Here is a 12520-nt window from a genome sequence, read left to right as displayed (position 1 = left end):
TTGAGACCGCAACTGGCGTGACTCGAGCGCCTCTGCGCGGCTGCCGCGTTGGGTGCCGCCACCGGGGCGGCGCATGGGGGTGTTCAACGCCACTGCTGACATTGCGGCGTTGCCACCGCGCAGCGGGGCGGTCATGCAATCCAGCCAGCCGTTCGACCGCCATCGGCCAGACAGCGCTCAGGCCGTATCGCCTGCCAGGCGGCGCAGGGCGGCGTAATCCAGGATCTGCACCAACTGCAGCTGCGGTAGCGCGATCAGCTGCTGCTGCCTGAGTTTGGTGAAGGTGCGGCTCACCGTTTCCATGGTCAGGCCGAGATGGTCGGCGATGTCGCCGCGGCTCATCGGCAGCGCCACGGTGTCGCCGCTGGCGCCAGGCTCGGTGGAGCGGGCGGCCAGACGCAACAGAAAGTGCGCCAGCCGTTCGCTGGGTTGCAGCCGCGCCAGCAGCAGGCCGGTGTCCTGCGCGGCAGCCAGTTCCATGCTGGCGCGTTGCAGCAGCTTGCGTTCCAGCTGCGGGGAGCGATCGCGCAACTGGCGCATCTGTGCCAGCGGCGTGCGACACACGCGGGTTTGGACGATGGCTTCGATATCGTGGCGGTGCTGCGCGGTTTCGGTCAGCCCCACATAGTCGCCGGGCAGTACGAAACCGGTGATCTGGCGGCGGCCGTCGGCCAGCGTGCGCACCATGCGCAAGGCGCCGGAGGTGACGGTGTAGACATGCTGGCGCAGATCGCCGGCACGCACCAGCGTACTGCCGGGTGCGTAGCTGGACGCGGTGGTGGCCTGATCGAGCGCGTCCATTTCCTGTGGCGACAGTGCCGCGCAGATCGCGCGGCCGCGGACCGCGCATAGCGCACAGTCGGAGCCGCGCGCATCGCTGCCCGCTGCCGTGCCGGGCGCCGGACAGGTCGTGCTGGGGTCTGAAAGCTGCCGGTACATGAGTCACGCACTGCCTGGGACGCAGATCGATGATACGCCATGCGGTCAGCATGGCCGCCCAGCCGGTAGAATTGCCGGCTCGCCCAGTCGTCCTGCAGGAGTTTCGCTCGTGATCAAGCCCCGTACGCCGCCCGGCATCATGGAATTGCTGCCGCGCGAGCAGATCGCGTTCCAGCGCATGCTGGACGTCATCCGCCGCAATTACGAGCGGTTCGGGTTCCTGCCGGTCGAAACCCCGGTGTTCGAGCTGTCCGACGTGTTGCTGACCAAGTCCGGCGGCGAGACCGAGCGCCAGGTGTATTTCGTGCAGTCCACTGGCGCGCTGGCCAATGCCGCCGCCGCTGCCGACGAGGGTGCCGAGAGCGGCGGCCTGCCGGAGCTGGCGTTGCGTTTCGACCTCACCGTGCCGCTGGCGCGCTATGTGGCCGAGCACGAGCACGACCTGAGCTTCCCGTTCCGCCGCTACCAGATGCAGCGCGTGTACCGCGGCGAGCGTGCCCAGCGCGGGCGTTTCCGCGAGTTTTACCAGTGCGATATCGATGTGATCGGCAAGGATGCGTTGAGCATCCGCTACGACGCCGAAGTGCTGGCGGTGATCCACGCGGTGTTTGCCGAGCTGGGCATCGGCGAGTTCAAGGTGCAGTTGAACAACCGCAAGCTGCTGCGCGGCTTTTTCGAAAGCCTGGGCGTCGCCGAGGGTGAGCTGCAGCTGGCGGTGCTGCGCGAGGTCGACAAGATCGACAAGCGCGGCGCCGATTACGTGCGCGACACGCTGGTGGGCGAGGGCTTCGGCATCGCCGCCGAGCAGGTCGACAAGATCCTGGCCTTCGTGGCGGTGCGCTCGACTGGGCATGCCGATGCGCTGGCGCAGCTGCAGGCGCTGGAAGCCTCGGTAGGCGCGAGCGCGACGCTGGGCGAGGGCATCGCCGAATTGCGCGAGGTGCTGGAGCTGGTCAAGGCCTTGGGCGTGCCGGAGACGGCGTACTGCCTGAACTTCTCGATCGCGCGCGGGCTGGATTACTACACCGGCACCGTCTACGAAACCACGCTGACCGATCACCCGCAGATCGGCTCGATCTGCTCGGGCGGCCGCTACGAAAGCCTGGCCAGCCACTACACCAAGTCCAGGCTGCCGGGCGTGGGCATCTCGATCGGCCTGACCCGGTTGTTCTGGCAGCTGCGCGAGGCCGGCCTGATCCAGGGCATCGCCGAGAGCAGCGTGCAGGCCATGGTGGCGCTGATGGACGAAACCCGCCTGGACGACGCGCTGGATATCGCGCGCCGCCTGCGTATCGGCGGCATCAACACTGAAGTGCAGATGGAGCCGAAGAAGGTCGGCAAGCAGTTCCAGTACGCCGCCCGCGCGGGCATCCGCTTTGTGGTGCTGGCCGGCGACGACGAACTGGCGCGCGGCGTGGTGGCGGTCAAGGATCTCGTGCGTGAGCAGCAGTTCGATGTGGCGCGCGAGGAGTTGGCGAGTACGCTGCAGGTGGAGCTGGAGCAGGCCAAGGTGATGTGAACGGCGCTGCCACCCCTCATCCGCCCTGACGGGCACCTCTTCCCGCAAGGCGGGAGAAGGGGGGGGCTGGCTTGGACGAGCTGCGCCCGTCAGCTGCTGAGCGGGACAGGCCAGTGAGAGTCTGAACTCCAGGAATCACGTCCTTCTCCCGTTGACGGGAGAAGGTGGCGCGCAGCGCCGGATGAGGGGCGTTCCGCCGTCTCAGCCCAGGTAACCACTCAAACACCGCGTCCAGCCGGTGACAATTCATGTCGTTTGCGCTAATGTACTAACACGCTATTACATTAACGCAATGAAACAACGACCCGCCCCCCGCGAAACCACCGATGTCACTGCCTCCCTCAAGATGCTGGCCGATGCCCTGGCGTGCCTGAAAGAACCGGGTGCGGTCGAGGCCTTCCTGCGCGACCTGTGCACGCCTGCCGAGCTGGAGGCCATGTCCGACCGTTGGCGGGTGGTGCCGTTGCTGATCAAGGGTGTGCCGTACCGCGAAATCCATGAGTTGACCCAGGTCAGCGTCACCACCATCGGGCGCGTTGCGCGCACGCTGGAACACGGCGCCGGCGGCTATGCCGCGGCCCTGCGCGAGCAAGCCGCGCGCCCTGTCGATTCCCACTGAGAGAACAAGATGAGTGCTTCTACGGCAGCGCCGGCACGTGACCGGTTGCGTATTGCCATCCAGAAAAACGGCCGCCTGGCCGAGCCGGCCCGCAGCCTGCTGGCCGCCTGCGGGCTGAGCTGGCGGCAGAGCCGCGACAAATTGTTCTGCTACGGCGAATCGCTGTCGGTGGACCTGCTGCTGGTGCGCGACGACGACATTCCTGGCCTGATCGCCGATGGCGTCTGCGACTTGGGGATCGTGGGCCAGAACGAGCTGGACGAGCAGGCATCGGCGCGTCGCCGCGCCGGCTTGCCGGCCGCGTACCACGCCGTGCGCGGGGTCGGTTTCGGCCAGTGCCGGCTGATGCTGGCAGTGCCGGAGGAATGGGACTGGCAGGGCGTGGCGCAACTGGCCGGCAAGCGCATCGCCACCAGCTATCCGGCGATCCTGGCCGACTGGCTGGAGCGGCAGGGCATCGACGCGACGGTGGTCGAGCTCTCCGGTTCGGTGGAAATCGCCCCGCGTCTGGGTACCGCCGATCTGATCTGCGACCTGGTGTCCAGTGGCGCCACGCTGGCGGCCAACCAGCTCAAGCCGGTCGAGCTGGTCATGGAAAGCGAGGCTGTGCTGGCCGGCGCCGTGCGCGAGCCGGCCGATGCACGCGCGGCGTTGCTGGCGATGCTGCTGCGGCGCATGGACGGCGTTCTCAAGCTGCGCGACAGCAAGCTGCTGATGTTCCGCGCCGAGCACGACAACGTGGATGCGCTGCGCCGCCTGCTGCCCGATGCCGACCCACTGGTGCAACTCCCCGACGATGGCAACGGCGCGTTGCGCCTGCAGACCATGTGCCATGGCGCGGTGACCTGGCAGCGGCTGGAAGAGCTCGAACGCGCAGGTGCGCAAGGCTTGATGGTATTGACGGTGGAGCGCTCGCTGGCATGAACATTCTCGATTGGTCCCAACTCGATGGCGCGTCGCGCACCGACGCATTGACGCGCCCGGTACAGACCGTGGCCACACAGACGCGCGAGGCGGTCGCCAGCTTGATCGCCGATGTGCGCGCCCGTGGCGATACGGCATTGCGCGAGATCACCGCGCGTTTCGATGGCGTGTCGCTGGACAGCTTTGCAGTGAGCGCGGCCGAATTCGCCGCCGCCGAAGCCGCCGTGGCGCCGGAACTGCGCCAGGCGATGCAGGACGCCGTCGCGCGCATCGACACCTTTCATCGCGCCGGCATGAGCGACGGCTACGCGGTGGAAACCGCGCCTGGCGTGATCTGCGAAAAGATCGTGCGGCCGATCGGCCGGGTGGGGCTGTATGTGCCGGCCGGTAGCGCACCGTTGCCGTCGACTGCGTTGATGCTCGGGGTTCCCGCGCGTCTGGCCGGCTGCCGCGAAGTGGTGCTGTGTACGCCGCCGCGCAAGGATGGCAGCGTGGATCCAGCGGTGCTGGTGGCCGCGCAGCTGACCGGCGTGCGCCGCGTGTTCAAACTCGGCGGTGCGCAGGCAATTGCGGCGATGGCCTATGGCTCCGAATCGGTGCCGAGCTGCGACAAGTTGTTTGGGCCCGGCAACAGCTATGTCACCGAAGCCAAGCAGCAGGTGGCGCAATCCGGCGCGGCGGCGATCGATATGCCGGCCGGTCCGTCGGAGGTGCTGGTGATTGCCGATGCCGGCGCGCAGCCGGCTTTCGTGGCTGCCGATCTTTTATCGCAGGCGGAGCACGGCCCGGATTCGCAGGTGTTGCTGCTGTCCGACAGCGATGCGGTGATTGCAGCCGTGCAAGTTGAACTGGATGCGCAACTGGCGCAGCTGTCGCGTGCCGATATCGCCCGTCAGGCGCTGGCGCAGTCGCGGCTGATCAAGGTGCAGACACTGGACGAGGCGTTTGCGATCAGCAACCGTTATGCCCCCGAGCACTTGATTCTGGCGCTGCGCGAACCGCGCGCCTGGTTGAGCCAGGTGGAAGCGGCCGGTTCGGTCTTTCTCGGCGACTACACGCCCGAAGCGCTGGGCGATTATTGCAGCGGCACCAACCACGTGCTGCCGACCAGCGGCGCTGCGCGCGCATATAGCGGGGTGAGCGTGGCCAGCTTCCAGAACATGGTGAGCGTACAGGCGGCGAGCAAGGCCGGTATCGCCGGCATCGGCGAATGCGCGCTGATCCTGGCGCGTGCCGAAGGCCTGGATGCGCACGCCAATGCGGTGGCATTGCGCATGGGAGTGGCAGCATGAGCACGCCATCGATTCTTGAACTGGTACGCGAAGACCTGCGTGCGTTTGCCGGCTATTCGTCGGCGCGCACCAGCGCGCTGCAGGGCGATGTCTGGCTCAATGCCAACGAGTCGGCCTGGGGCAATCCGGCCGATCCCCATGGCAGCACGCGGCGCTACCCCGATCCGCAACCCAAAGGGCTACGCGTGGCGTTGGCCGAGCTGTATGGCTGCGCGCCCGAGCAGCTGCTGATCGGCCGCGGCAGCGACGAGGCGATCGACCTGCTGGTGCGCGGCCTGTGCGTGCCTGAGCGCGATGCGGTGGTGGTCACGCCGCCGGTGTTCGGCATGTATGCGGTGTGCGCGCGCTTGCAGAATGCGCCGCTGGTCGAAGTGCCCTTGGTCGATGGTCGCGATGGATTCCACGCAGACATCGGCGCCATCGTCGAGGCGGCACTGGCCTCGAAGGCGAAGCTGGTGTTCCTGTGTTCGCCGTCCAACCCGGCGGGGTCGGCGATTTCGTTGCAGGACATCGAAGTCGCATTGCAGGCACTGCAGGGCAAGGCGCTGGTGGTTGTGGATGAAGCCTATGGCGAATTTTCGGACGTGCCGTCTGCGGTTGCGCTGTTGGGCCGCTACGACAATCTTGCCGTGCTGCGGACGTTGTCCAAGGCGCATGCGCTCGCGGCCGCACGCATCGGCAGCCTGATCGCCAATGCAGAGCTGATCGCGTTGTTGCGGCGCTGCCAGGCTCCGTATCCGGTGCCGACGCCATGCGCGGCGATGGCCGAGCAGGCGCTGTCTGCACCGGCACTGGAAGTCACGCGCCGGCGCATTGCCGAGGTACGTAGCGAGCGCGAACGTGTGCGCATGGCTTTGACGCAGCTGGCCGGCGTTCGCCAGGTGTACGCGTCGCAAGGCAACTTCTTGCTGGTGCGTTTCGACGATGCCGAGGCCGCTTTCCAGGCGCTACTGGAAGCCGGGGTGGTAGTGCGCGATCAACGCGCAGTGCCGCGCCTGTCCGATGCACTACGCATCACGTTGGGTACGGTCGAACAGAACCAACGCGTGCTCGGCGCGCTGCAGCGCAAGCAGGAGGCCGCATGACCCCGATTCTTTTTGTGGACCGCGACGGCACGCTGATCGCCGAGCCGGCCGATTACCAGATCGACGCCTACGAGAAGCTGCGCTTTGTCGACAACGTGATCCCTGCAATGCTCAAGCTGCGCGATGCCGGCTATCAGTTCGTCATCGTCACCAATCAGGACGGTCTGGGGAGCGAGAGCTATCCGCGCGCCGCGTTCGATGGCCCCAACAACCTGATGCTGCAGATCTTCGCCAGCCAGGGCATCGAGTTCCGCGAGGTGCTGATCGACTGCAGCTGGCCGGCCGACAATGCGCCGACGCGCAAGCCCGGCGTTGGCCTGATGGTGCCTTACCTGCAGGACCGCAACATCGACTGGTCACGTTCGGCGATGGTGGGCGACCGCCTGACCGATATCCAGTTTGCGCAGAACCTCAACATCCGCGGCTTTCAGCTGCGCACCGACGAGTTCGGCGGCGAGTGGGACTGGCCCGGCATCGCCCACGAGCTGGCCGATGCGCCACGGCGCGCAACGGTGCAGCGCAATACCAAAGAAACCAGGATACGCGTCGAGCTGGACCTGGATCGCGTGGCCGAACCGCATACCGCCACCGGTCTGCCGTTCTTCGACCACATGCTGGAGCAAATCGGCAAGCACGGCGGTTTTGCGCTGGATATCCGCGCTGACGGCGACCTGCATATCGATGAGCATCACACCATCGAAGACACCGGCCTGGCGCTGGGTCAGGCACTGCGCGAAGCCCTGGGCAACAAGCGCGGGATTGGCCGTTACGGGTTCGATCCGCCTGAAAGCCCGTGGCTTGCGGCGGGCGAGGGTGCGCAACATGGGTTCACTCTGCCCATGGATGAAACCATTGCCAGCGCTGCGTTGGATTTCAGTGGCCGGCCCTACTTCGTGTTCGATGGCGAATTCAAGCGCGAACGCGTGGGCGATATGCCCACCGAGTTGGTGCCGCATTTCTTCCGTTCCATTTGCGATGCGTCCGGACTGAACCTGCACCTGAACGTGCGTGGCGAGAACGATCACCACAAGGTCGAGGCGTGTTTCAAGGCGCTTGCACGCGCCTTGCGCCAGGCGATCCGTCGCGAAGGCACGGCGCTGCCGTCGACCAAGGGCGCGCTATGACCGATCTTGCGCTGATCGACGCTGGCGGCGCCAATCTGGGCTCGGTGCGCTACGCACTGGAGCGGCTGGGCGTGGAAGCACGGCTGGTACGCGATGCGGCCGGTTTGCGGGGCGCCGATCGGGTGATCCTGCCCGGCGTCGGCGCTGCACCCGAAGCGATGAAACGGCTGCGCGCACAGGGGTTGATCGAGCCGCTGCGCCAGTTGCAGGTGCCGTTGATCGGCATCTGCCTGGGCATGCAACTGCTGTTCGAGCGTTCCGAAGAAGGCGATGTGGAATGCCTGGGCGTGTTGCCGGGCGTGGTGCGCCACATGACGCCGGCGCTCGGCATCCGCGTGCCGCATATGGGTTGGAACCAATTGGTGCCGATGCGCGAATCGGCACTGCTGGCCGGCCTGCCCGAACGCGCCAGCGCCTATTTCGTGCATGGTTACGCCGCGCCGGTCACGCCGGACACCGTGGCCGCCTGCGACCACGGCGGCCTGTTCACTGCCGTGGTACAGCAGGGCCTGCGTTGCGGCGCGCAGTTTCACCCGGAGCGCTCGGCCGACACCGGTGCCCGCATCCTGCGCAATTTTCTTGAGATGAGCTTCCCATGAGTTTTACCGTCTACCCGGCGCTGGATATCCGCAACGGGCGCGTGGTGCGCTTGTTGCAGGGCGATTACGCGCGCGAAACCCAGTATGGCGACGATGTAGTGCCGCGTGCGCAGGCGTTTGCCGATGCCGGGGCACAGTGGATGCATCTGGTGGATCTGGATGCGGCCAAGGCTGGCGGCTATACCTTGGCCGGCACGCTGGGCGAGATCGCGCGCGCCACCGGCGTGCAGGTGCAGACCGGTGGCGGCGTGCGTTCGCGCGACGACGTGGCGCGCATCCTCGACGCAGGCGCGGCACGCGTGGTGATCGGCTCGCTGGCGGTGCGTGAGAGCGATACGGTCATTGCATGGTTGCAGGAATTTGGTGCGGACCGCCTGACCATTGCGCTGGACACGCGCCAGGATGCAGCGGGTGTGTGGCAGTTGCCGGTGCACGGCTGGACCGAAGCGGCCGAGGCCACTCTGGATCAATTGGCGGTGCGCTATGCGCAGGCCGGCCTGCAACACCTGCTGTGCACCGACATCGCACGCGATGGCATGTTGTCCGGGCCGAACATGGAGCTGTACGCGCATCTGCGTGCACTGACGCCGCAGCTGCAGGTGCAGGTGTCCGGCGGTGCGCGCAATCTGGCCGACGTCGCCGCGGCCAAGGCATCGGGCTGCGCCGGCATCGTGCTGGGCAAGGCCTTGCTCGAAGGTCACCTGGATCTCAAGGACGCATTGGCATGTTGAGCCGTCGCATCATCCCGTGCCTGGACGTGCGCGATGGGCGCGTGGTCAAGGGCGTCAAGTTCCGCGACCACATCGACATGGGCGACATCGTCGAACTCGCATTGCGTTATCGCGCGCAGGGCGCCGATGAGCTGGTCTTCTACGACATCGGCGCCAGCCCGGAAGGGCGTTCGGTCGATTACACCTGGGTGGAGCGGGTAGCGCGGCTGATCGACATTCCGTTCTGCGTGGCCGGCGGCATTCGGGATGTCGAAACCGCGCGTGCGGTGCTGCATGCCGGTGCCGACAAGATTTCCATCAATTCCCCGGCACTGGGCCGCCCGCAACTGATCTCCGAACTGGCCGATGCCTTCGGGGTGCAGTGCGTGGTGGTCGGCATCGATTCCATTCGCGAAGAAGACGGCCAATGGCGGGTGCGTCGCTACACCGGCGACCCCAGCAAGACCCAGGCGCTGCCGATGCGCACGCTGGATTGGGTGGCCGAAGCGCAGCGTCTGGGCGCAGGTGAGATCGTGCTCAATTGCATGGACAACGACGGCGTGCGGCGCGGCTACGATATCGCGCAATTGCGCCAGGTGCGTGCGCTGTGTCGCGTGCCGTTGATCGCCTCCGGCGGTGCAGGGCAGATGCAGCATTTTGCCGATGTGTTCGACCAGGCCGATGTGGATGGCGCCCTGGCCGCCAGCGTGTTCCATAGCGGCGCGATTCCGATCCCGGAACTCAAGCAATTCCTGCGTGCGCAACAGATCGAGGTACGTGATGGGCAGTGACACCGTGGCAACCGACGACGCGCTGCAGGCGCTGGACTGGAGCAAGGGCGACGGCTTGCTGCCGGTCGTCGTGCAGGACGCCGACAACCTGCGCGTGCTGATGCTGGGCTACATGAACGCCGAGGCCTTGGCAGTAACGCAGCAGGGCGGCAATGTCACCTTCTTCAGCCGCAGCAAGCAGCGTCTGTGGACCAAGGGCGAGAGCTCGGGCAACGTGCTGCGCGTGGTTTCCATCGAGGCCGACTGCGACGCCGATACACTGCTGGTGTTGGCGCGTCCGCACGGGCCAACCTGTCATCTGGGCCGCACCAGTTGTTTTCCGAGCGCGCCTGGTCAGTTCCTGGGCAGCCTGGATGCTTTGATCGCCACGCGCGAGCGCGAGCGCCCGCATGGCAGCTACACCACCAAACTGTTCGAGCAAGGCATCCGCCGCATTGCGCAGAAGGTGGGCGAAGAGGGCGTGGAAACCGCACTGGCCGGTGTGGTGCAAGGCGATGCGGAATTGCTCGGCGAATCGGCCGATCTGCTGTATCACCTGATCGTGCTGCTGCGCGCACGCGGCCTTGGCCTGACCGATGCGGTGGCCCTGCTGGAGTCGCGGCACAAGTAAGTGGGTCGGCAGGAACGCACTTGGGCGCGATGCGTTACCGATAAGGCCCCGTCGCGCCCGGGTGCGCTCCTACGGTGTGACGTGGTGTGCAGCACGCCCGCCGCTTCGTTCGCGTGGCCACGGCAGGTATAGGTTTCGCCGGCCTCCGCGTAGGAGCGCACCTGGGCGCGACGCGTTACCGATAAGGCCCCGTCGCGCCCGGGTGCGCTCCTACAGTGTGACGTGGTGTGCGGCACGCCCGCCGCGTCGTTCCCGTGGCCGCGGCAGGTATGGGTTTCGCCGGCCTCCGCGTAGGAGCGCACCTGGGCGCGACGCGTTACCGATAAGGCCCCGTCGCGCCCGGGTGCGCTCCTGCGATGTGGTGTGGTGCGATTTGCACGCCTGCGCCGTGCCGGTTGCCCTGGCAGGTACAATTTCCGCTGGTCTTGGCGCGGGAACACGCATGCAGCTTCGCTTCGCTCTTCTAGTCCTGGTGGGGTTCGGCGGCAGCGCCTATGCGCGCGATGCGGTGGTCGATGGCATCGTCTACGAAGAGCGCGACGGGCGTGCCGGCCGCGCTGCCGATGAGCCCGGCCTTGCCGATGTGGCGGTGTCCAACGGCGAGCAGATCGTGCGTACCAATGCGCAGGGCCGCTACCGCCTGCCGGTGCGCGACGGGCAGACGGTGTTCGTGATCAAGCCGGGCGATCGCCGGTTTGTGCCAACCGCTGACGGATTGCCGGGGTTCTGGCGACATTACGCACCGCGCGGCTCTGCCAAGCACAAATACCGCGGCATCGCCGCCACTGGCCGCAAGACGCACGGCTGGGATTTTGCGCTGACGCCGCGTGCGGAGGCGTCGGGCGCCGGGTTCGACATGCTGGTATTCGCCGACAGCCAGACCGCCAGCCTGACCGATGTGGGCTACTACCAGCGCGATATCGTGGCGCCGCTGGTCGGCAAGACTGCCGCCCGGCTCGGCACCACGCTGGGCGACATCGTCAGCGACGATCTGAGCCTGTATCCGGCCTTGAACAAGGTCACCACGCAGCTTGGCGTGCCGTGGTTCCATGTGCCCGGCAATCACGATCTCAATATCGATGCCGGCGACGACCTGCAGTCGCTCGACAGCTGGCGTGCGGTGTACGGGCCGGACACTTACGCGGTGGAAGAAGCCAATGCCAGTTTCGTGTTTGTGGACGATGTGATCTACATGCCGGGCGGCAAGCCGGCGTATGTGGGTGGTCTGCGCGAGGACCAGTTCGTGTTTCTGCAGAGCTATCTGGCGCAGCTGCCGCGCAATCGCCTGCTGGTGCTGGGCATGCATATTCCGTTGTTCGATGCGGCCCCGGGGCAGGAGACCTTCCGGCACGCCGACCGCAGCCGGCTGTTCGCGCTGCTGAGCGAGTTCCCGCATGTGCTGGTGCTCAGCGCGCACAGCCATACGCAGCGGCAGGTGGATCATGGCGCGGACGAAGGCTGGCAGGGCGCGCGCCCGCTGCACGAATACAATGTCGGTGCGGCCTGCGGTGCGTTCTGGTCCGGGGTCAAGGATGCCGACGGCATTCCCGATGCGACGATGAGCGACGGCACGCCCAACGGGTATGCGGTGGTGAAGGTTGCGCCCAGCGGCGACTACACGCTGGCCTATCACGTCGCACGCGCGGCCGACGATGTGCAGTTGTCGCTGTCTGCGCCCAAGGTGCTGAGGCAGGGCGCGTATCCGGCCTGGGGGGTGTACGCAAACGTGTTCATGGGGCAGGACACCACCGTGGTGGAGTCGCGTATCGATGGTGGGCCGTGGCAGGCGATGAAGCGTGTCGAGCGCGCGGACCCGGGCCTGCTTGCGGAGAACGCGCGCGACGATGCAGCGCCCGGGCTGCGTGGTTACGACCGCTCGCCCGAGGCCACCGTGTCGACGCATCTGTGGCGTAGCGCGTTGCCCACCACGCTCGACGTTGGCGAACATGCGATCGAGGTGCGCGCTACGTTGCCGACAGGGCAGTACAGCGCACGCGCGGTGTACCGCCTGCAGCGTGCCGACCCTTGAGCGGATGCGGGCGTGCAAGGCGGTGTGGCAGTGGGTTGCGGTAAGGCCTCTCGCGCACTAGTGCGCTCCTACGGAAAGGTGGCGCGGCAGTGTCTTGCGGTAAGGCCCGTCGCGCACAGGTGCGCTCCTACGGGAAGGTGGTGCGGCAGTGTCTTGCGGTAGGGGCCCTCGCGCACAAGTGCGCTCCTACGGGAAGGCGGTGTTGCAGTGTGTGGCGGTGAGGCCCGTCGTGCACCGGCGCGCTGCTAGGGAATCCTTGTCGGGTTCCACAAACGCAAA

The 12520-nt window shown here is 66.7% G+C and carries 12 protein-coding genes; 11 read left to right on the top strand and 1 reads right to left on the bottom strand.

Annotation, left to right across the window (positions count from 1 at the left end):
* Window positions 1-177 precede the first annotated feature (177 nt).
* On the bottom strand, window positions 178-801 hold the full coding sequence (locus FHY19_RS08145; RefSeq protein ID WP_259164355.1) for a helix-turn-helix domain-containing protein: 624 nt from the start codon (window positions 799-801) through the stop codon (window positions 178-180).
* A gap of 247 nt (window positions 802-1048) precedes the next feature.
* Between FHY19_RS08145 and hisS the strand changes: the two genes are divergently transcribed.
* From hisS to FHY19_RS08090, 11 genes are all read left to right on the top strand, one after another.
* Window positions 1049-2458 (top strand): histidine--tRNA ligase, encoded by a 1410-nt coding sequence (hisS, locus tag FHY19_RS08140; RefSeq protein WP_259164344.1) that lies wholly within the window; start codon window positions 1049-1051, stop codon window positions 2456-2458.
* Between the two features lie 292 nt (window positions 2459-2750).
* Complete coding sequence (locus tag FHY19_RS08135) at window positions 2751-3077, top strand: YerC/YecD family TrpR-related protein (RefSeq protein ID WP_259164336.1); 327 nt, start codon at window positions 2751-2753, stop codon at window positions 3075-3077.
* 9 nt (window positions 3078-3086) lie between these two features.
* Window positions 3087-4001, top strand: coding sequence for an ATP phosphoribosyltransferase (gene hisG, locus FHY19_RS08130; RefSeq protein ID WP_259164335.1), 915 nt, complete (start codon window positions 3087-3089; stop codon window positions 3999-4001).
* Complete coding sequence (hisD, locus tag FHY19_RS08125; RefSeq protein ID WP_259164328.1) at window positions 3998-5293, top strand: histidinol dehydrogenase; 1296 nt, start codon at window positions 3998-4000, stop codon at window positions 5291-5293. The genes hisG and hisD overlap by 4 nt, the downstream gene beginning before the upstream one ends.
* Window positions 5290-6378 (top strand): histidinol-phosphate transaminase, encoded by a 1089-nt coding sequence (hisC, locus tag FHY19_RS08120; RefSeq protein ID WP_259159779.1) that lies wholly within the window; start codon window positions 5290-5292, stop codon window positions 6376-6378. Before hisD ends, hisC begins: the two co-directional genes overlap by 4 nt.
* On the top strand, window positions 6375-7502 hold the full coding sequence (gene hisB, locus FHY19_RS08115; protein WP_259164323.1) for a bifunctional histidinol-phosphatase/imidazoleglycerol-phosphate dehydratase HisB: 1128 nt from the start codon (window positions 6375-6377) through the stop codon (window positions 7500-7502). The genes hisC and hisB overlap by 4 nt, the downstream gene beginning before the upstream one ends.
* Window positions 7499-8101 (top strand): imidazole glycerol phosphate synthase subunit HisH, encoded by a 603-nt coding sequence (hisH, locus tag FHY19_RS08110; protein ID WP_259159782.1) that lies wholly within the window; start codon window positions 7499-7501, stop codon window positions 8099-8101. Before hisB ends, hisH begins: the two co-directional genes overlap by 4 nt.
* Window positions 8098-8832 (top strand): 1-(5-phosphoribosyl)-5-[(5-phosphoribosylamino)methylideneamino]imidazole-4-carboxamide isomerase, encoded by a 735-nt coding sequence (hisA, locus tag FHY19_RS08105; RefSeq protein ID WP_259159784.1) that lies wholly within the window; start codon window positions 8098-8100, stop codon window positions 8830-8832. The genes hisH and hisA overlap by 4 nt, the downstream gene beginning before the upstream one ends.
* Window positions 8826-9602 carry an imidazole glycerol phosphate synthase subunit HisF gene (gene hisF, locus FHY19_RS08100; protein WP_259159786.1) on the top strand — a complete coding sequence of 259 codons (777 nt, stop codon included), beginning with the start codon at window positions 8826-8828 and terminating at the stop codon, window positions 9600-9602. The genes hisA and hisF overlap by 7 nt, the downstream gene beginning before the upstream one ends.
* Window positions 9592-10212: a bifunctional phosphoribosyl-AMP cyclohydrolase/phosphoribosyl-ATP diphosphatase HisIE gene (gene hisIE, locus FHY19_RS08095; protein ID WP_259159787.1), complete on the top strand. Its 621-nt coding sequence runs from the start codon at window positions 9592-9594 to the stop codon at window positions 10210-10212. Before hisF ends, hisIE begins: the two co-directional genes overlap by 11 nt.
* Before the next feature lie 442 nt (window positions 10213-10654).
* Window positions 10655-12241, top strand: coding sequence for a calcineurin-like phosphoesterase family protein (locus FHY19_RS08090; RefSeq protein ID WP_259164309.1), 1587 nt, complete (start codon window positions 10655-10657; stop codon window positions 12239-12241).
* Window positions 12242-12520: the final 279 nt, after the last annotated feature.

The organism is Xanthomonas sp. 4461 (genome assembly GCF_024806475.1).
GTDB classification, from domain to species: domain Bacteria; phylum Pseudomonadota; class Gammaproteobacteria; order Xanthomonadales; family Xanthomonadaceae; genus Xanthomonas; species Xanthomonas arboricola_F.
The sequence above is the reverse complement of the archived record's forward strand: the minus strand, read 5'-3'. Positions and strand labels throughout refer to the sequence as shown.